This window comes from Kyrpidia sp., from assembly GCF_023512215.1.
Lineage (GTDB): Bacteria > Bacillota > Bacilli > Kyrpidiales > Kyrpidiaceae > Kyrpidia > Kyrpidia spormannii.
This window is the reverse complement of the sequence record NZ_JAILZZ010000038.1, coordinates 1-19,322: the sequence shown is the minus strand read 5'-3', so window position 1 is coordinate 19,322 and position 19,322 is coordinate 1. Positions and strand designations below refer to the sequence as shown.

The 19,322-nt window shown below is 52.4% G+C and carries 19 protein-coding genes and 4 pseudogenes; 8 read left to right on the top strand and 15 right to left on the bottom strand.

Translation table 11 applies throughout. The features are described from left to right. Positions 1–48: 48 nt before the first annotated feature. The 4 genes from K6T64_RS12345 to K6T64_RS12330 form a co-directional block, all read right to left on the bottom strand. Entirely contained in the window at positions 49–861 is an 813-nt protein-coding gene (locus K6T64_RS12345) for a phosphoadenosine phosphosulfate reductase family protein (protein ID WP_288010505.1), read from the bottom strand. Positions 862–885: 24 nt separating this feature from the next. After that, complete coding sequence (locus tag K6T64_RS12340; RefSeq protein WP_288010503.1) at positions 886–4,023, bottom strand: hypothetical protein; 3,138 nt, start codon at positions 4,021–4,023, stop codon at positions 886–888. A gap of 98 nt (positions 4,024–4,121) precedes the next feature. After that, complete coding sequence (locus K6T64_RS12335; protein ID WP_288010522.1) at positions 4,122–5,114, bottom strand: DUF4007 family protein; 993 nt, start codon at positions 5,112–5,114, stop codon at positions 4,122–4,124. A 376-nt stretch (positions 5,115–5,490) separates the two neighbouring features. Further along, positions 5,491–5,688 carry a hypothetical protein gene (locus K6T64_RS12330; RefSeq protein WP_288010501.1) on the bottom strand — a complete coding sequence of 66 codons (198 nt, stop codon included), beginning with the start codon at positions 5,686–5,688 and terminating at the stop codon, positions 5,491–5,493. A gap of 610 nt (positions 5,689–6,298) precedes the next feature. On the opposite strand from K6T64_RS12330, the gene K6T64_RS12325 reads away from it, so the two are divergent. The 3 genes from K6T64_RS12325 to istB all read left to right on the top strand — a co-directional run bounded on the left by K6T64_RS12325 (position 6,299) and on the right by istB (position 8,941). After that, on the top strand, positions 6,299–6,784 hold the full coding sequence (locus K6T64_RS12325; RefSeq protein WP_288010499.1) for a UPF0236 family transposase-like protein: 486 nt from the start codon (positions 6,299–6,301) through the stop codon (positions 6,782–6,784). Between the two features lie 139 nt (positions 6,785–6,923). Continuing rightward, on the top strand, positions 6,924–8,162 hold the full coding sequence (gene istA, locus K6T64_RS12320; protein ID WP_288010496.1) for an IS21 family transposase: 1,239 nt from the start codon (positions 6,924–6,926) through the stop codon (positions 8,160–8,162). Beyond that, the gene (istB, locus tag K6T64_RS12315) at positions 8,159–8,941 is read left to right on the top strand and encodes an IS21-like element helper ATPase IstB (protein WP_288010494.1); all 783 of its coding nucleotides are present in this window, start codon (positions 8,159–8,161) and stop codon (positions 8,939–8,941) included. The genes istA and istB overlap by 4 nt, the downstream gene beginning before the upstream one ends. Here istB and tnpB read toward each other — a convergent pair. Together tnpB and tnpA are read right to left on the bottom strand one after the other, a co-directional pair. Next, on the bottom strand, positions 8,880–9,227 hold the full coding sequence (gene tnpB / locus K6T64_RS16890; RefSeq protein WP_353737817.1) for an IS66 family insertion sequence element accessory protein TnpB: 348 nt from the start codon (positions 9,225–9,227) through the stop codon (positions 8,880–8,882). The two genes, istB and tnpB, sit on opposite strands and share 62 nt — an antisense overlap. Before the next feature lie 8 nt (positions 9,228–9,235). Beyond that, positions 9,236–9,559 carry an IS66 family insertion sequence element accessory protein TnpA gene (gene tnpA / locus K6T64_RS12310; RefSeq protein WP_288010493.1) on the bottom strand — a complete coding sequence of 108 codons (324 nt, stop codon included), beginning with the start codon at positions 9,557–9,559 and terminating at the stop codon, positions 9,236–9,238. Between the two features lie 368 nt (positions 9,560–9,927). Between tnpA and K6T64_RS12305 the strand changes: the two are divergent. Together K6T64_RS12305 and K6T64_RS12300 are read left to right on the top strand one after the other, a co-directional pair. Continuing rightward, positions 9,928–10,143 (top strand): annotated as a pseudogene (locus tag K6T64_RS12305) (IS256 family transposase); the annotation flags it as partial. 118 nt (positions 10,144–10,261) lie between these two features. Then, a pseudogene (locus tag K6T64_RS12300) lies at positions 10,262–10,768 on the top strand (transposase); the annotation flags it as partial. Positions 10,769–10,924: 156 nt separating this feature from the next. On the opposite strand, the gene K6T64_RS12295 reads toward K6T64_RS12300, so the two are convergent. The 3 genes from K6T64_RS12295 to K6T64_RS12285 all read right to left on the bottom strand — a co-directional run bounded on the left by K6T64_RS12295 (position 10,925) and on the right by K6T64_RS12285 (position 12,874). After that, positions 10,925–11,377, bottom strand: coding sequence for a hypothetical protein (locus tag K6T64_RS12295; protein ID WP_288010491.1), 453 nt, complete (start codon positions 11,375–11,377; stop codon positions 10,925–10,927). Positions 11,378–11,390: 13 nt separating this feature from the next. Beyond that, on the bottom strand, positions 11,391–12,518 hold the full coding sequence (locus tag K6T64_RS12290) for a hypothetical protein (protein WP_288010490.1): 1,128 nt from the start codon (positions 12,516–12,518) through the stop codon (positions 11,391–11,393). 158 nt (positions 12,519–12,676) lie between these two features. Then, the gene (locus tag K6T64_RS12285; protein ID WP_288010489.1) at positions 12,677–12,874 is read right to left on the bottom strand and encodes a hypothetical protein; all 198 of its coding nucleotides are present in this window, start codon (positions 12,872–12,874) and stop codon (positions 12,677–12,679) included. Between the two features lie 54 nt (positions 12,875–12,928). Here K6T64_RS12285 and K6T64_RS12280 point away from each other — a divergent pair, with 54 nt between their 5' ends. Continuing rightward, entirely contained in the window at positions 12,929–13,198 is a 270-nt protein-coding gene (locus tag K6T64_RS12280; protein ID WP_483306145.1) for a type II toxin-antitoxin system HicA family toxin, read from the top strand. A 28-nt stretch (positions 13,199–13,226) separates the two neighbouring features. Continuing rightward, complete coding sequence (locus K6T64_RS12275; RefSeq protein ID WP_288010487.1) at positions 13,227–13,649, top strand: type II toxin-antitoxin system HicB family antitoxin; 423 nt, start codon at positions 13,227–13,229, stop codon at positions 13,647–13,649. Between the two features lie 272 nt (positions 13,650–13,921). Here the strand turns inward: K6T64_RS12275 and K6T64_RS12270 are convergent, their stop codons facing one another. After that, complete coding sequence (locus K6T64_RS12270) at positions 13,922–14,212, bottom strand: hypothetical protein (protein WP_288010485.1); 291 nt, start codon at positions 14,210–14,212, stop codon at positions 13,922–13,924. A gap of 68 nt (positions 14,213–14,280) precedes the next feature. Here K6T64_RS12270 and K6T64_RS12265 point away from each other — a divergent pair, with 68 nt between their 5' ends. After that, entirely contained in the window at positions 14,281–14,412 is a 132-nt protein-coding gene (locus tag K6T64_RS12265) for a hypothetical protein (protein WP_288010483.1), read from the top strand. A 51-nt stretch (positions 14,413–14,463) separates the two neighbouring features. On the opposite strand, the gene K6T64_RS12260 is transcribed toward K6T64_RS12265, so the two are convergent. The 5 genes and pseudogenes from K6T64_RS12260 to K6T64_RS12240 all read right to left on the bottom strand — a co-directional run. After that, the gene (locus tag K6T64_RS12260; protein ID WP_288010481.1) at positions 14,464–14,907 is read right to left on the bottom strand and encodes a DUF6173 family protein; all 444 of its coding nucleotides are present in this window, start codon (positions 14,905–14,907) and stop codon (positions 14,464–14,466) included. 274 nt (positions 14,908–15,181) lie between these two features. After that, positions 15,182–15,811: a type II toxin-antitoxin system antitoxin DNA ADP-ribosyl glycohydrolase DarG gene (gene darG / locus K6T64_RS12255; RefSeq protein ID WP_288010479.1), complete on the bottom strand. Its 630-nt coding sequence runs from the start codon at positions 15,809–15,811 to the stop codon at positions 15,182–15,184. Between the two features lie 24 nt (positions 15,812–15,835). Beyond that, complete coding sequence (gene darT, locus K6T64_RS12250) at positions 15,836–16,522, bottom strand: type II toxin-antitoxin system toxin DNA ADP-ribosyl transferase DarT (protein WP_288010477.1); 687 nt, start codon at positions 16,520–16,522, stop codon at positions 15,836–15,838. Positions 16,523–16,867: 345 nt separating this feature from the next. Continuing rightward, positions 16,868–18,209: pseudogene (locus K6T64_RS12245) on the bottom strand (IS1380 family transposase). 261 nt (positions 18,210–18,470) lie between these two features. Then, positions 18,471–18,568 (bottom strand): annotated as a pseudogene (locus tag K6T64_RS12240) (integrase core domain-containing protein); the annotation flags it as partial. Positions 18,569–19,322: the final 754 nt, after the last annotated feature.

Genomic DNA, 19,322 nt, shown 5'->3' with positions numbered 1-19,322 from the left:
TGATTCTACCCACCAACTTCACCTCCTTTTTTTCTTCTCCTTTCCATACTATAAATGACAAACCAAGCAAGATTGGCTATCATTAATGTCAACGTCTTCGCCCAAGATTTCCATCAAGGAGAAGTTCTTGTTACTCTCAGATCGCGGCCTCGCCATACATTCTTCTTTGATCTGGGCTATTCGTTCCGGTTTAGAAAGTTCTTCTAAACTTTCTCTCTGATTCCAAGTAAATCTTTCTCCGGTAATATGGTCGATTTTTTCGTATCGCTTAGCTCTTTCAAAAAGGTCAGGATGGTTTTCAAGCAATCCTACCCACTCAATTCGTTGCTGGAAAAAGCAGAAATAGCAACCTGAGCGTGAACGCCATCGGTAATAGTGCGGAAGCCCAAGACCGCTTTCTTCCAGGATACGATAAACATCTTCTTTGCGAATCCCATCTTCCATGAAGGGATAACGTGGAGTAATGTTAGGTTTTGTCGAAATGTAGCCTTTGCGATGTGGTTCATCTGCCCGAATTGCTATATAGCTGATAACGTGGTCGTCCCCAACGTACCTTTCGAACGGCTTAATCTTGAGCATCCGGGTGCACCAACGAGTTCGGGGATCTGGTAGTACACCTCGATATAGTTCCAAGTAATGAGAAAAAGGTCGGTCAGGGTTTAGCCGCACGATCGGCTTGCCCAAGTACGCCTCGAGCTTCTCCAAATACTCGTAGGTCTCAGGCAGTTCCTCTCCCGTGTCCATAAATACGTACTCCATATCGGACACCTTGTCCCGCAAATAGATGGCCAGGGCCGTACTGTCCTTGCCCCCAGAAAGGGAAAGGATGTGGCGTACCGGCTTGGCTTCCATAACTTCCATAAATGGATCCCCCTCTGGCTATGATTAAAGCTCTCGAAGTAGACGCACCAAAGTGGCACGCACCACATGAGATGGTATCTTTTCTTTTTCTAAAAGATGACAAATTAACTCCGCCATCTTTATGCTTTGTGCCTCTTCCTCCGAAGTCAGCACCCCCAGCAGGTGAGTGGCTTCCCTAAAGAAGGTCCCCAGTGCCTCCGCTTGCACCGGGAAGCGCTCGAAATCGGCATCACTCCAACTTTTGGGAGGCTTACCGGCTACCAAGGCAAGCACGCTCTCTAACACGTTGCTTTCTTCACCAAGGGAATTGAGCCGGTTAATTAAGGGCACCAGTCGCGCATGGACAGCCTTTCCTTCCAACTCTTTGGCCTGGCGGCGAAGCTCGCGCCACCCGGCCTCACCCTTTGGCAATCCGCAAGCGGTGAGGAGGATGTCTCGGGCCATTTGAATCCTGTTGGGCTGGAAAGCTGCCCAAGCTTGAATGGCCTGATTGAGTTTGTCGAAAAATCGGGCTATGCGCCATTCTTCGTTAGGGGGTTCTTCGTTAAAGGGTGCTTCTCCTAGAGCTAGCGGTAAGTCCACGAAAAGCAACCGCTCAGGAGAGCGGGCCTGCTCAAAGGCCTCTCGCAGCTTTAGCGCTTCCGCAGGAAGCTGCCGTGTGCGCCAGGCGGCGTCGGGAAGAGAACGCACCATGCGAATTAATGCCCGAACCACGGGTACAGTTGCGGATTTGACTTCAAGGCTCTTGCTCAGTCGAGCCACAACGGCGGCCCGTTCGCCTTGGAGGCGATGGCCAGCAACGGCAAAGAGCTCCGGCCGCCTCATCAACAGCTCAAAGTCGGCAACGCCGGGCTCAGGAAGAAAAGTGCCTTCCCGGTAGAGGCTTGTTTCATCGGAATACGCCTGCAGGAAAGCTGCCAACAATACCGGCAGAACCCCGGACATGACACCATAGGGGGGCAAAGAAAGCTGCTTGAAAAGCCGATCTACAGGATAGGGCTCGTTCAAAGCACCGAAGATCATGCACTCCATCTGCTCCCAGACTGGACGCAACCCCCTGGGATCATCCCCCGAAGGTGGAGCGAAAGTCCAGACTCCGTCCTCCTCTCGGTGTAGCCTCGTAGCCATCAAGACCGATTCGTAAATACTACGCTCGGGAGGATAGCCTTCCATGCCCAGGAATGGTTTTTCCCCTTGGGTGAACATCCTCTCAATCAGCGTTCGGCGGGCTGCGGCGGCTGCCGAAGAAAGGATCCGGCGATTGATAAGCTCGTTGTGGAGCCGTGGGGTCAAAGGATAAAGCCGATCCATGACCTCCGAAAGCAGGGAAGAAACCTCTCTAGGACTGCGAACTTCGCGAACTTCCCCACCATAGATCCACAGCGCACCCGCTCCTTTGGGTTCAGGGTTTGGGTCCATGAGGTAGCCTACCGTTTCGGCAACGACCCTTTCGAGAGCCGCTGTGCGCTCCGCCAGTTCGCGACGGGCTACACGATCGTCGCGCAGCTCGGGAGTGTTCTCCCACACCCAATGCACTGCGGCAAGCTCATGGGCCACCTCGCGCAGTCTCCTAATTTCCTGGGGCAAAACCAGCATTAAATGCTTTTGCCCCGCGATCTCCTGGCTGCGGGCCCACTCTAGGAAGCGTTCAGCGTGTAGGGGCGAGGCCGGGAGACAGCATGCGACGACCCCATCAGCTCCACCTTGAGGCTTCATAGCTTTGGCGCTTACCGGCGCATCTAGGTAGCGTACCTCGAAGAACCTCAACGCCCCGTTCTCGTAGCTATGACGTCGGGCTACCAAGGGGCGATAGGACAGATAACGAGAGAGCACCTTAGAGAGCGGATAATCCCTCACCCTAGGGCGGGCGACTTCAAGACGGGCCTCAAGGTCGATGTCGCTCCCCTCCCAGACACGGTAGGTCCCATCAAAGCGTCGGAAGACCAGCAACGAACGCTCCCGTAGACGGACCAATGCAGCTTCTATCTCAGGGTCTGCTGGGGTATCGGACACGGCCAGGGAGATTAGGGATCCCTTAGACTGCAGTGGCGAGACCTCTCCTAGCAGGTTTATCAAGCCCACGGTTTTCAAAATCTCGGCCTCAAGAGGTGAGAGGTCGGGACTCCGCTCTAGGGCGTCGGCCACCTCTAAGAGCCTCCTTGCAAAGGTATTCTGGCTCAATGCCCCCGTGAGATTGGTCATAAAGTAATCGAAGAGGTGGGACAGCCGCACCACCCTTTCGCCTCGGCGCAGAAGATCTTGAAGGCCAAAAGGTTCTCCCGAGAACAGATACGCGAAGATGGAGCGCTCGTTTTGAGCCAAGCGGCGGAAGAGGTATGGCAGGGCTAATAGTACTGTAGTGTGCAAGGGGTAGGCCCGAGCGGCCAAGTCCGCTAGATCTTCTTCCCCCAAGCCCGGCAGGGTGAAACCGCCTCCGACGAGGAGACATGCTACCCTAGCCTGCTCTGTCTTCATTTCCAGACCGAGGGAAGCCACGGCCGAGGCCACGAGCCTCACCTGCTCCTCGGGGGGCTCCAAGAAAGCGATGTCGCTGAAACGCCCCTGTACCTTAGCCCACTCGCGGCGGGCGAAAAGCTCAAGATGCTCCCCATACTGCTCGAAGGCCTGATGCAGGATACCCACAATGAGTAGCGGATGCTCTGCACGCACTGCAAACTCGGCTAGCTCCTGCAGGAGATAGATGTCCTCTCCGGGGTGCCGCGCGGCATACTCCAGAGCTTTGCCTAGCTCGTCGAGCACCAGGATGACCCCACCGTACCCGGCCTCGGCCGCACGCGTTTGGAGGGTCTCAAAGCCCTCCAAGACCATGCGCCCATCTGCAGTAGAGTGAGGTTTTCCAAGATCACTGCCTCCAAGGCGGGCTAAACCCCGTTGCAAACCCTCTAACACCATCTGGGAGAGCGGTGCGCGACGCAAGGTCAGGGGGATGGGAAAGAAAGGAACTTTTAATAAGGGCAGCACACGTTCGGCTAAGACCGGGTCTGTAGCTTTGAGTAGGGCATAGGACAAACTTTGCGTACCGCGGCTCAACAACTGGATGAGAAAGAGGGCAAATGCAGACTTACCACTTCCGTAGGGACCAGTAATGGTAAAAGCCAGCTCATGTCCGATACCGAGTCCCTCGAGGATTCGGTTCAACACTGCCCTCACCCCGGCAGTGATGCGGTAACCTCTTATTGCGCTTTCATCAATCCAATCATGCTCCAAATGCACGGAACGAAAGAAGGGGCAAGTCAAGATCATGTTCTCCACCCGGCGTAATAGGCATCTAGAAAGCTCAAAGGCGCCACCTTTCTCCGACAGTACAACTGCTTGAGTCCGGCAGTCTCGTCGAGCAGGGCGGCCCCTTCCGTGTATTCCTGCAGGGCCTCAAGGTACTCAATGAGACTGTTCTCGTCAAGCTTGAAGACCTGACCCGGACTACCCTGACCGTAGAGACACTCGCTGAGGCTCAGGGTTTGTCGCGTAGGGGCTACTCTTTCGAGATAGTCGAACAGGGAATACCCGAAAATCTCTAAGGGCAAGGTCGGCTTGGGACCGATGGCAAATCGGAATCCCTCCCCGTCTCGCAAGGGCTGAATCAGCGCCAGTTCGGCCAAAGGACAACCAAAAGAGTCTTCCAAGAGTTCCCTATCCGAACGGGAGGCGACATAGGAACGGATAAAGCAGTCAACGTCTCGGCTCACGGTAGACTCCTTCACTTTGAGGCCATGTCGGGCCGCATAGTCAGAGAGAAACTCTACAAGCAGCCCTTTGGTAAATTCAGGCTTAGTATAGGAGGTAAAGACCAGATGCCAGACCGCAGCTCTGGCAGGATTGTAGATAAGGAGCCAATGGATCAGCCACATGGAAGCGGGATCCTCGAGGTAGGGGTCCCATTTCTGCATGAGTAGCCGTCCAATTTCGGACACCTCTAGCTGACGCCCGTTCCTAACTCTTAACATCTGGGTGGCAAGCCCCCAGTGTCTGATGCTCCGGACCATGTTTTTGCCAACACCAAGCTCAACGATGGCCCGGTCATCACCTAGCACTTGTATACCATCCACAGCTTTTTTCAACCACCCGTAGCGGAAAGGAAAAGTTTCATGTCCACCAAAACCAAAGCGGTTATGTTCGCTAAGGATCATAAACTGTCCCAAATCGACCCCCATCTCAGTTTCCTTGGTGCACACTGATAAAGACTGAAAGAGCAGTGCGCCTTGATGCTTAGGGATAATATTAAGCTGCATCATCACCTTTTACAGCACCCGAAACCCTTGCCTCTAGGAATAGAAAAGGGTGTCCTCTTTCCAGCTTTCACTTAAACCCGACCTTTGAATCCAACGTACTTTTTAGTGAAGTGCCGTTCTCTTACTTTCCTTGACTCCAATAGCAAGGCTACAAGTTCTGAATCATTTTCAATTTTCTTTGAGACGAATCACTTTGTCAAGACGAGTAAACAACGAGCCTTTTTCGATGTCCCTTTTTCCCCGAACCTTCAGCACGAATCCCATCAGCGCGTTGAGCTCGACAAGCCCATTATCTGGTTGATCACCCGCAAGTTGGGTGGTTCAGGCCATGCCAAACCAGGGTCAGGTTCGTGGTTACCTGGCCCAGGAGCTCCGCCTTCTACATCCCTGCCAACATCGAGTTCCACATCGCGCGAACCGGGTAGTCATCATCTCGCCCATGACCTCTCGATTTCTCCAGTTGCACCATGAGCGCTTCGTCCGGCAGATGTTCCAGAACCAGCCGGAGGCGTTCCAGATCTCCAAGCGGCTCAATCTCTTCCCAGGAAAACAGTTCGATTTGTGGTATAATGGCCATACGGGTGAGTCCTCCTTGTTGGATGGTTTCTCCAACTACGATTCTAACAAAAGGGGACTCACCTGTCTTATTGGACTGGGGTGAATTTGCCCGAACCTACCCCTCACTCCCATCCAAAACCCCTGTCTTTTCTGGGGCCCTCTGGGGGAAAGTTTTCTGGCCCCTTCTCTTCACCCCTTATCCGTCCTGACCTTTTCAGCATCGAAAAAGGCTCACAACATGTTGTCAAGCGTCTATAAAAAATGTCATCTTAATTCGTCTATGAATCTGTCATGAGTGAGTAGAGAGACAAACGTGTATAGTTCATTTTCGTCATTAAGAGGAAGGCTTCCTTTAGGTTGCTCTTCCAGCAAAGCTACATGATACGAAACGAAGGGCTCTTAAGGACCTTTCGTGGCATATCCCTACCCATTTCTGCGGTATTCCATGGTGTCCTCTCTCAGAGAAAGTGGTTTTTTCCGGTTTTTTCACTCAATCGCACGATTTTGCATTTGACCATGTAGAGATGAGCAGTCCTGTAGTGAAAGAAATTCACAATTTGATCAAATAAAAAACTTCCTGGTATTGTAGAGGAGTCCAAAACACCACATATCCCAGGAGGGTGGCCACCATGGCAAGGAATCAAAACGCAAAGATCGAACGGGTCACCGAGGCAACATTGGTCATCGGTGTGGACATCGCCAAACAGAAGCACGTTGCACGATGTGTCGATTGGCGAGGGCTTGAGTTGGGGACCCCCCTTTTCTTCGAGAATACCAGAGAAGGGCTGGATCGTTGGTTGGCCTGCATAGTCCTGGAGGTGCTCTTGGAGAGCTACGACGACCACCTCATGCGCCAGCGGGATCCTCGGCGGTGGCGGTTGGTCCATACCAAGACCCGGACGGTGCTGACCTCATTGGGACCCCTCCGCATCCGGAGACGGTATTACCGGGACTGTGAGACCGGTCGGCGGGTCTATTTGCTGGATGAAGCTTTAGGTCTTGCCCCTCGGCGGCGGGTGTCGGATCGTCTGCATGGAGCGGATGGTGGATTTGGCCACGGAGATGTCTTACCACCGGGCGGCGAAAATTCTCCAGACTTGGGTGCCGGGGGTTAGTGTCATGACCCTCTGGAAACAGATGCAGCGGGTAGGGGAGCAAGAACGGCTGTGAGGATCGGTGATAAAATCCCCACTAGGATCAGTTGAAAATTCCCCGCTTTCATCACACACTCTCTCCGTGGAGGAGAGAGGAATCATGATTCAGAATGGGGAGTTTTATATGATTCATGAGATGAGACGAAGAGGCATGAGCATCACTCAGATCGCGGAAGAACTTGGGAGGGACCGCAAAACGATTCGGAAGTGGCTGGAGAAAAAGGAGCCGGAAAAGTACATACGGAAGGAGCAGCGTCCAAGCAAGCTGGACCCATTTAAGGAGTATATCCAACAGCGAATGGAGGAGGGATGTGTGAACGCCAGGGTCATTCTGGAGGAGATCCGGGCCCGTGGGTATACCGGAGGGATCACGATGTTACGCCTGTTCATGCAGCCTCTGCGGCCTGTGGTGAGAAGCAAAGCCACGGTCCGGTTTGAAACAGAACCTGGATATCAGGCCCAGGTGGACTGGGGACAGTTCAGTGTGCAGTGGCTGGAACGGACCAAGCGTCTATACGCTTTTGTCATGGTTCTCGGGTATTCCCGGATGATGTATCTGGAGTTTACGGAGGACGAGAAGTTGGAAACGCTCATCGGATGCCATCTGCGAGCCTTCAACTACTTCAATGGGCGAACCGATGTGATTCTGTACGACAACATGAAAACCGTTGTCGCGGGGAGTGACGAACAGGGACACCCCATCTGGAACGAGCGTTTTGCCCGCTTTGCCGATCACCACGGGTTCTTGCTGAAACGCTGCCAGCCCTACCGGGCCCGAACGAAGGGAAAAGTGGAAAACGGGATCGGGTACGTGCGGAAAAACCTTTGGCCGCGGATTCGAGAGTTCCGCGGGCTCGACGACCTGAACCAACAGGCGCGTTGGTGGCTGGATCACGTGGCCAACATACGGGTTCATGGCACCACGTGGGCAAGACCCGTGGACCGGTGGCCCGAGGAACGACTGAAACCCCTTAACCCGATTCCCTTTGAGCAGGTGGATCGTCATTCGCGGAAAGTCTCCACCGACTGCCTAGTTTCTTTCGAGGCCAGCCGGTATTCCGTCCCCTTCCCTTTCGTTGGACAGACCGTGCAAATTCAGGATGAGAGAAACGGCAAGATTCGGATTTACAGTGGCGAGACACTCATCGCAGAGCACGTCAAGGCGACGGGAAAGGGCGAAGTGATCATCGACAAAAAACACTTCGAGGGGCTTGTCTCGGCAGGAGAGGGCCGGGTCCCCATACCCAAGCCCAAACTCGTCCTTCGACCCGCCCCCGAAGTGGTCGAACGGAACCTTTCGGTGTATGAACAGTTTCTCGACGAGGCGGTGAGACCATGACAGGACTTCAAGATCGCCTTCAAGAGGCTTTCGAGCAGTTTGGATGGACCCGCGTCCCGGAAGTTCTTCACCACCACGCCGAGGAAGCTGCCAAACACAATATATCGTATCTGGAATTTTTGGACAAGCTTCTTCAGGAGGAATTACTGGCCAAACGAGACCGGTACATCCAGACACGGACCCGGATGGCCAACCTGCCCTACCACAAGACGCTGGAACAGTTTGAGTTTGAGTTTCAGCCGTCCATCGACGAACGGCGGATTCGTGACCTGGCCACGCTACGGTTTATCGAGCACCAAGAGAACGTCATTTTTCTGGGGCCGCCGGGTGTGGGGAAGACCCACCTGGCGGTGGCCCTGGCTCTGGAGGCGATCAAGCAGCGGTATACGGTCTATTTCACGACGGCCCATGACCTGGTTCAGACTTTGCAACAGGCGGACCAAAACCGGACCATTCGTCAGAAATTGCGCGTATTTACCAAACCGCGGCTCTTGATCATCGACGAGATCGGATACCGGAAGATGGACGAAACGGCAGCCCATTTCTTCATCCAGATTATTTCGGAACGATATGAGAAGGGATCGATCATCCTGACGTCCAACAAATCGTACGGGGCGTGGGGCGAGATCTTTGGGGACTCGGTTTTGGCGACGGCAATTCTGGACCGGCTGTTGCACCATTCCACAACGATCAACATCAAAGGGGAAAGCTATCGGGTCAAAGAGAAGAAAAAGGCAGGATTGTTCCGACCGGAAGGCGGAGAAAGAAAACTGGGATAAATGGGTTTTGTTGGGCGCGCGCCGCCCCCCTAGGGGGGCGGGTATCAAGCCCTACATGACAACCACCAACGGTGCTACTGGGGAATTTTCGATTGATCTTTTCGAGGAAATTTATTTTGGTCTTGACAACAGGATTTTCAGCTTGTCCCGTTTCCGGAAGACGATTAGACAAGGGGAGAACGGGTCCAACTCGAAAGACTCCTTGCACCAGGGCAGCCAGTCCGTCAATGGATTTACGCATGTCCGTGTTGCCACACGTCAGGTACACACGCTGTTCGAGTGCCATGTTCCCATTCAGCATAGGGACGCCAGTGTGCGCACCACGTCGCGCAACAAGTCCGAATCGTAACCGGGCCTGACCTCGATGATGGCGGGTCCAACACGGACAGAGAGGGCCATTTCCGAACCCTCGGGAGCATCCTGGACACGGATCGAGATAAAATGGGGTTGTGATTGCGGGGGTGCCTCTGTCTTAAACTTGCTCACCCAATACCAAAGCTGATGCTCCTTGATTTGGTGAGCCGCACACCAGGCAGCCCCGGTTTGCCCGCTGGCCCGGAAATCGGCCACGCGGGTCCGCCAAAGCTCACGAAGTTCCGCCAACTCTGCCTTCGTCACGATGATCCCTCCATGATTGGATTCTGGAGGGATCATCTCGCAAAAGAGGGCCCGGCGCTAGGTGCGTGCTATTTGACGCTCACACGACGCCGACTGCCAATCACGCCAAGCGCCCCCTCACAACACGGACAGGGGACCGATTCCTCACTCCGAACAAAAAACCCCGTCTACACCTGTTTCAACGAGCTCAAAATCTGATACAATGATCACAGGTGATGATGATTGGGTACCTCTGTGGATACTGGGTGACAGCAGTATCCATTCAAACGGAGGTACCCTTTTCCTTTCCCAGACTTATGGACATTGTATCCGTCAACTTCTGGACAGGCAATCCCGTCAGCATTCGGCCATTATGGATTAGCGGTAACAAATCGGCACATGAAAAGGTGCGTATGGCGAGTCGGAACGTGAAGTGCTGGCAGAATGGGGAACAGGTGCTACGCTGGGCTGCCGCGGGTTTTCTCGAGGCGGAGAAGAAATTCCGGACCGTCAAGGGATATCGCCAAATCCCGCTGCTCATGGACGCATTACACAAGTGTGTACACCCCCAACCACAGCAGGAAGAAACATCCATAACCGCGTAAATTGAAGAAAAAGGCCGTCACGAAAATCTACGAGGAGCGGGACAAGTCCCGCGGAAATCACCGAACCCGTTTCAGGTTGCCATGGGCAGTAGAAAGTTCCTAGAGCGAACCAAGGGACTTGAACGGGTATGCCCGGATCGAACACCTCGGGTGGGACGGTTTCCACGAAGGCCAAACCCTGCAGGCCGCGGTCGAAGCCTACCGGGAACGGTACGGCTGCTATCCGGAAGCTGTGTTGGCCGACAAGGCCTACCGGAATCGAGAGAATCGGCGTTACTGCAAGCAACGCGGGATTCGCCTGAGCGGTCCTCCTTTGGGTCGTCAGTTGCAGGCGGACCGTGCCGTGCAGGCACGGCTGGAACGGCAGAACGCCGCAGAACGCAACGCGATCGAAGGGAAGTTCGGCGAAGGCAAGCGTGTGTACGGGCTTGGCTTGATCCGGGCACGCCTGCGATCCACCAGCGAGACGGTCATCGCTCTTCAGATGCTGGTGATGAATCTGGAGCGTCGGCTGCGCCCGCTTATTTTACTGCGTGTAGCCACAAAAAGGCGACGAACCAGGCCAGGTTGGTCACACCGATGGCGATCGCGATCGCTCTCACGATGCTGCGTCGATAACTTTTGAACTCCTTCGCACCCACTGCAACAGCGGCTTGGATGCCCGACAATTGGTCATTCAGATCACTCTTTAGTTCGTGGAGAGAGTTGCGTAAAACTTTCTGGCTAGCGTCAAATTCCAGATATCGATTCTCCGCCTGCTGCATTCTCTGAAGGATATGATTCACAAGGTCGGGCTGCACCGTTTTATGGAGTTCAGTCGTCTTTTCCGACAGTTCATGGAAGGCGCTGCCCAGCTCTTCCAGGTTAGTGACGGTCTCCACAAGACGTCATAAATCTGATCATGAAGGTCGTGGATTTGGATTTGATGGTCCCGAATCTCTTTCGTCAGCATAATACTGATGACCATCAGCCAAGTGAGCAATTTCTGGGACTCAAGCAGAGTTTTTTCGATGGTCATGGTGTCAAAGAGGGCTTCACCGGACACAACATTAATGATCTGTTTATACCAGGGCATGTCAGTGTAGCTTTTCGCAGTCTTTTCGGCGGACTCCAGTGCTTCCAATGCCTTTTTGATCTTTTCCGGTACCTGGCTGAAATCCGAACCCTGAAGAAGCGTTTCGGGGATCGGCACCTCGCTGATGCTACGCAATACCTCGATGGACTGTGTCCCCATCCTTTGTCTCCTTTCAACGCAGTGCCAACAGCTCCTCGTAACCGGCACGCATGTGATTCGTATGAAAAGACATATATTCGGCCACACTCTTGGCAGAGCGAGCCAGACGAGCATTGTCGGTGCTCCGGTCTTGCAACAGCAGGGTCGCGTCGTACAACGCTTTTTTCCCGCGCCCATCGATGAGCAATGAAGCCAGCGCCTCAGACATGACATTTGTCCGCTCTTTGGAGACTCTCATCTTCTCGCCGACGATCTCGGTCACGTGGTACCGCCACAGACGAATCGCCGCCCGGGCGAACATGGCCCATTGCCCGATGTTGAGCAGCTTTGGTTGTTGCGTAAATGCGACCTTGCCGATGTTCGCAAGCAATGCCACACCGTGAGCGCATGCCAGCATCCGGTCCCGGTGCGCCTCAATGTGCCTCTGACTGACAGACTTTTCCCTGAACCGAAAATGATGATAGACCCGGATCGTCAGCTCCACAATCACTGTGGCGCTGATCTCCGCCGTGACCGTCCGCAGGTTCACTCCATCTTCGTACAGCTTCTTGGCAAACTCCGGCATCTGATCGCCGTTCAAATTCGCGAGCCACGTCATGCCCGGAAGAGGCAGCGACATCGAAGTCCAGAAGTCCTTGAACAAATGCAAAATCAGTGTAATGATTGCCGTATGTAAATTGACCGGGGAATAACCCGCAAAGGCGTGTGTGATCACACCATGACCATCCGGCGAAATCCCTTGATACACCCCGTTCATGATCTCCTTCACGCCTTCAAAAAACCGGAACAAATCATGCCCGTAGGAGTACAGTCGACGGTCCCCCACCGGCCCGTCGGCTTGAAAATCAATGGGATTATTCTGAGGGTCGAAATTTTTGAGTTGTTCCCCGAGGCCAAACAGACTGTTGTCCTTGATTTCCGGTTCCGAAAAGCCGGTCGGCCGACCGTAAATGATGTCGATCAACGCCCCCGCGACTCCGGCGACACCGATCATAATCCAGTCCGTCCGGTTCAAAACCTGTACATGGTCGAACATCGCTTCAAAAGAGATGGACTCAATTCGTTCTTTTAACGTCTCCAGGTCTGCCCCCGCGAGTTTTTCTTCCACCCGCAGGAATGCCCGGTCCACCGCATCCGTCACAAGCGTCCCTCCATCGTCATCTTCGCCTCGGCGGTCCTGTCTCCTTCGTGACACAAAAACCGGCCGCACTTCGGCCGTGGTTAACGGGATATATTCTTTTCAAGAAAATCTTTACAGACCCAACACAACGATCGGGTGCCGGTAGTTCAACCATGCCATCAATCAGGTCTTCCATTGACACGATGTCCGATTTCCTTCGTCCCCTTTGGACAATCTAAAGAAATCACTGAAAGACCTCGGGCCGCCGCTTCCGCCAGCACCACGGGAGATCCTTCGACGTGAAGTCGCATCAGTGAACATCCGCCTGTGTACCGCCCGGCAATGTCCTTCCCCACCGACTTATCATTCGGCATCATCCTTCTTTAGTCCTTGTCTGAACTCAGTGGATTTTCACCACCCGGTCAACACCCATGCCGGGCACACGCAAAAAACCAGTGACACGTATTTTATATACGTGTTATAATGCAATCAGGAAGGAGGTAGGCATGAAAAACATCTCCTCCCTGGACCTGATAAGAATCATTCAGGACGATGGCTGGTACTACATAGGCAGTAACGGTAGTCATCACCAATTCAAACGTCCAACCAAACCAGGAAAAGTCACCATCCCACATCCGAGAAAGGAACTTGCGCCGAAAACCGTCAAATCCATACTCAAGCCGGCCGGGCTTCTCAAGTGAGGCCCGGCCGGCAAGGAGGTTCACATAGATGCCAAAGTACGTTTACCCGGCGATTTTTGATCCCAATGAGCTCGGCGGATATACAGTCATCTTTCCCGACCTTCCTGGTTGCGTTACAGAAGGCGACAACCTGGAAGAAGCATTGAAGATGGCCTCTGAAGCGATTGCCATCCACCTGTACGGCATGGAACAAGACGGGGATGAAATCCCGACCCCTTCCAATCCTGCTGAAGTACAGATCCCAGACGACACCAGCTCTGGTGCTTTCGTCACATTGATCCAGGCCCGTACTGAACCGATCCACGACGAAATGAAGAACAGGGCGGTCAAGAAAACATTGACCATTCCCAAGTGGCTGAACGACGCAGCCGAAAAGGAAGGGATCAACTTCTCGCAGGTTCTTCAATACGCCCTAAAGGAACAGCTTGGTTTCATCGACAAACGCTCTTAACATGAAAATTACTGGAAAATATAGAGAGAAGTTTCCAGAAAAATTGACGAAATATATAGCACCTCAACTAAGGAGGGGTGACGACCTGCCTTCACCAGCCACCTGAGTAACTGTTCAACACCGACTCATTTTCATCCTTCTGCTGGTGCCGCCCCGGCGGCATGGGGGTCTACTTGGAGTAATGTTGCCCAAACTGGACGACTAAATTGCTTTTCCGTTAAAACTTATCTCCCAATGGCCTTTCGGGAGATTGCCGTATGCATCATTTGTTTTCACTTCGCCCGCTTGATTTCTCGCAACTCGGTTTCCTGCTCAAGCGAGCGGAGGGCAAGTGATTCGATGATTTTGTCTTGGCGTTTCTGACCTTCTATGAGAGCAGAAATGTCCGTCTGCATGTCGCTGACTTTCTGATTGGTTGACTCAACGATGCCGATAAGTTGGGTAATCATGTCGCCATGTTGTTTCTGTATGGATTCGACGTGCAGGAGGCGTTCGTCCATCATTGAAACCTTGGATTCAATCGAATCAAGTTTTTGCAGAATCAAGTCGAGTTTGTCAGGCACGGGTTATCTCCTTTCCAGGCTGTCGCTCAGCCCGACAAGCTAGTCGAGCGAGACGAGGAGGTGACGACGTGAACGACAATCGCATCCGCAAGATAGTGCTGGAGGAACTGGCTGTGGCACTTGAGAAACTCCGGCCACAGCCGAGAGAGTTGCAGATCAGAACCATTGTCGAGCCGAACATCATCTCGCTTTTATCGTGAACAAGTTAAATCAGGGAATCGACCATATCAACCAAGTCATCATATCTGTGATCAAGAATCACCATGATCTACTAGGAAACCAATGCGGCGCGGAGGGAGATTCGGTTCGGCCCTCGGAACGGCCAGCAGCAGGAAATTAATTTGACTTACATGCTGGATCAATTCCGCTTTTTGACCACTCACATATCCGTAAAAGTGGATCAAAGAAGGATTGCTGAATCCAATCGCCGCAACACTCATAACGATTGATTGCCCGAAGGAAGCCAGCTGAATTGCAACTTCGTGCTCGTCATCCAATTGATTTTCAAATTCCTTAATGGACTCCATCAGGATTTCAAATTGACGGTCAGCATGTTGAGGATTTCTAAGTGCTTTCAAAAACTTTTCGTCTACCAGCGGACTGCGGAATTCTAGTTCGTCGAGCGGTTTGAAAGCTTCGCTCAAGTATCTAGAGATGTTTGAGAAGTCCCCTGTCTTTTTGGATTGATCATCCAACTGTGTCGCTTCCCTTCCAAAAACGTCGTGAGAAGGTCGGGCGATAGAACTGGTTTATAATCCGCAAGCGGAACTACAGCGCGTGGCTTCAGATGTCAACCGGGCGAGGGAGCTTATGAGGTTCGCTGATGCATCTGGCTGGATAGAGCAAATGTGTTGGTCTGCGATTGATGTTCTCAACCGTCGGCGGCCCGAGTTCTTTACCGAAGGCCTAAACGTTTGATTTGCATTTCCAGATCGTTCAGAGTGGTCTTGCTACGGCCTTTGCCCTCATCTAGAAATTGTCATCGGTCGTCGGGCCGTCAAGGACCGCCGTTGCTGGACCTTCGGTCCTCCTTGACTGCTCCTCCTCCCGCTGGCGTGTAGACCGTAAAGGGGGGCAAAGGCCGTCTGTCAAGGCCGATGTATTGCCTCTTTGCGGGGTAGCCGGAAATTCCGCTGCATGCGGGTCAGGTTGGGGAACATAGAGATGCACGACAACATCCTCAAGGTTTGCAAAGGCCTCTTCGATCATTGGACGAACTTCGTCCCACGCGAGACCGCCGTAGCCGCACCCGAGAGGCGGAATAGCGATCGATGTAATCCCCAATGATGTTACCGTTTGTACCAAAGAGCGTAATCCTTCCCTGATGTATCGGATGTTCGATTTCTGCTTCCAATGTTGCTTGGTAGGAAAATTTATAATGTATTTCGGATTTAACAAGCTGTCGTTTCTGACGATAAACATACTTCCCGGCTTAACTTCGTGCGCCCGGCAGGCCTGGACGTATTGATCATAATTGCTCGGAAAAGCCACCTTAAACTGTAATGCAATTCCTTTCCCCATTACCCCAACGCAATTAACAGTGTTAACCAATGCCTCAACGTTGTCTTCGAGTAAATTCCCCTCCCTGTATTCAATCATCCTGTGATCCCTCCGTGACGTAAGTCAATAATACCAATCCCGTCGAACTGTGACAGGCGTTGGGTCATTCCAACGCTCCAGAATCATGGTCACAATACCTTTCATGTTTTCGTTCATGACGCCGATTTCTTCAACGACCGACCAAGGAACAGCATCTTTCACGAGAAACTCTGCTTGTCGCTTTCGTCTGCGATCCGGGTATTCTTTATTGTTCGTCCAATACAGGTGTTCCATGATCTCAAAATCCACCCGTTCCTCCAAGCTTAAGATATCGTTGAAGAAAAGCGTGTGCTCCGAGGAGGCGTTTCCATCGCTAAATACATAAGGTCTCTTCGTCTTTAGTATTCGATCCACTGTTAAACACAGATACACGATCAGCTCTTGCCCGCCGTTATAAGTTTCTACGCCTCCCTTGCTTATAACATACAACATTGGAGGTCTTACTGCAAAATAAAATGGGACATAATCGTGAACCGTTCCGTAAGGAGGAATCGGAATCTGTTTTAGTGATCTTCGGTATTGCACATCTTCACATGCAATACTGACATATTGGTTTTTGTTCTTGGACTTACAAATGATTTGGCCACAACGTAAGATTCCGAGTAGGTTGCTCACGCGTGTCATGTGATAAAGTCTTCTTCGCAACTCCATACACTTCACCTCATCGATAGCGATTAATAATGATTCAGCCGCTAATAAAGTTCCATCCACAGGGCAAAGCATCCAACCAAATATTCTGATTGGAACTTACAACGGTTTCAAAGGCTGTCAAACTTGATATGACCAGTTTGAATTCGTCGGTGAACAGTGAAGGCCCAGCAAACTGAGGTGGACCCTATTGTCAAGACATTTTTTTGGCCCTTTTTAAAGTGTCCTGAATCCGTGATACCTTGGCGGGGATAGCGCCCTGCCGGCCACAGATCCCCCTTGAGACATTCGGAAGCCAGCGATCAGCCCTTTTCAATGGAGAAGACCCCTTTTTTTGTAAAATTGCTCATGCGTGAATAAACCTCGTGTCCGAGGTGTCGCCCGTATGGGGATAAGAGCCTCCTCTCCTCAGCCAAACGCCTCATACAACCGCCGAAACACAGGCAGCCACCGATTCCCTCGCCCCAGTCGCAGCCGAATTTGCCGCGCATGCTTGGTCATCTTGGCCGCCAACGTGATCAGATTCTGAATCACGGGCGAAGGCGGCGCCGCTGAGCTTTTTTCCGCAGCGGCCCATCCTGCTCCTGGAGACTTTCCTGCCCCATGATGCGAAACAGGTTGTAGGCGAGGATGCCAAAATGCAACACCAGATCATTAGTCGCGAATTTCCCTGATGGCAGCCGCTCCAAATCCAAATCCGTCTTGATTTCACTATGAAACTGCTCCATCGTCCCGTGCGCGTGGTACACGTCGATGACTACCGATGGATCATCCGGCAAACTCGTGAGATACACCGAGACTTCAATATGGGGAATCAGCAGGATCTGTCCATCACTTAGCATGGTTCGCTCAATGACCTCGAACACCATTCGGACCGGCTTTTCCAGGCCTTTCATCGGACTCATGAGCGCTCCCCGATACACCTTTTTCCCCTCGCGAGGCTGTTCGCAGGTCCCGTGCTGCTGCGCCGTGAGCAGCCACGCCTCTGGGCTCTCTTTTCTCAAATTCTTCTTGATGATAAAATCGGCCTCGGTCTCCCCACTCCGGCATATCTTCAGGTTCTCGACGCTATCGTTGCCCGCATCCATCCGCACCAGCGGTCGCAGATCCGATACTTGTCGCGTATAGCGAATGCTTTGCGCGAGAAACGCAGCTGTCCCTTTCTGACAATGGGTGCTCCCGGTCCGAAGTTCAACGTTGAGGGCGTATCCTTCTTGCCCCAGATACGCAAAGATCGGCGCATACCCGTCGCACCCCTTGTAGGTTCGAAAAACCCCTTCTTTTTTCGTGTCGGAGTTGTCAAACGGCGACACGTCGATATCCAGGGGCAGATAGTTCGCTTGTCCTCTCCCAGCACTATCGGAGTCAACGGGATCTTGATCATGCGCAACAAACGGGCAGACTCCTCGAGAATTGCCCTCTGCCATCGGCGTTTGGCGTCCGAGGCCACCAAGTCCAAACGCTGACGCAGTGTCGGACTCGAAGGCACATGAGCCACGCCCAGTGCGTCGGGGAAGACTTCATCCTCACGAAACGGTTCGATATGGTCAAAGTCACTCTTTCCTTGGCATAACAGCCCGAGATACGAATAGGCGACATACCGATTCGAGATGGTCGTATAGGAGCGTTCCAGGACCTGCAAGGCATTGAGCCGACTCGCAAGCTGCGTTTTTTCAAGGAGCAGCCCAACCAACGCCAGGCCGGAATGAGTTGTCAGAATTTCGTTCGATTCCTCGATAATATAGCGCATCCACAATCACCTCATGGGTGAACCAGAGTACAACCTACATAGGCTTATTTTACCTGATTTCATAAGGCATTTGTCCCCTTCTACGTCTCTGACGTCACGGATTCAGGAGTGTGTCGGGATTCCTGAATATGGATATGATGGCCGGACGTATTTTCCATATCTGGATCATCCCTCGACCATTCTGGTGGATGAGCCCCCTTTCGTCATTGGTGCTCGTCGTCCTTCGCAGGAGGATCCCGCTCCCTGGTGGAGGGGCACCCCCTAGAGGCCGAACACGGAGGCCGGCGTCACGTATCCCAGGGACTGGTGCGGGCGCTTGTGGTTGTAGAACTCAGGTATCTGGCGATTCCTTCCCGAGCCTATATTTAAACCTAACGATCTGTGATTCATTTGCAGCGAAATAAAGGCGATGATTAAGCAGAATGTCAGTAATGACTGTTTTGGAAGGGTGTCCATGCCGGTTGGACGTCCCGTAGGATGATACCCAGAATAAACATCGCCTCATATCGTGCAAAAGTTTCTCGTTCCAATTTTTGATCGAACCGTGATGGGGTATTTGTATGGTATGAATCTTATCTATAAATTGCGTGAAATGCTTGATGCATTGGTTGTACCGACTGGTCTTCGTCAACGAAAGGTCTCCCGTTAACAAGGTGCAGATTTCTTCATTGTTTTTCGGGACATATAAACAATATGGGGATCCATCATCTCATCTATGCCTCTATGCTCCCAGAAAGACAGGTCACCAGCGGTAAACACATGTCTGTACCCATAAAAACACCGATTTGGTTCCTCACTTAGTGGTTGCATATCGACGTGGGTTTCTAGAGCATCCGGTTTATCTACAGACCCGTGAAGGCAAACGAGTGATGTGGAATTCTGATCATTGGTAAAGGCCCATTTGAACACCTGCTTCAAGGCTTTGAGTTTAGCTGGTTGTTTCACTGCCCGCACCAATGAGTCTCGATCTGACGGGTCAACGTTAAAACTCAGTAGCAGCTGCTTCAAGACAGTTAAACGCCTATCCTGCACGGGAAGGTTAAGAAACCTAAACCTCCATCTACCTCGAACCGATATGTATCCGTGATGAGTTTTGATAAGGACAGGACTCCC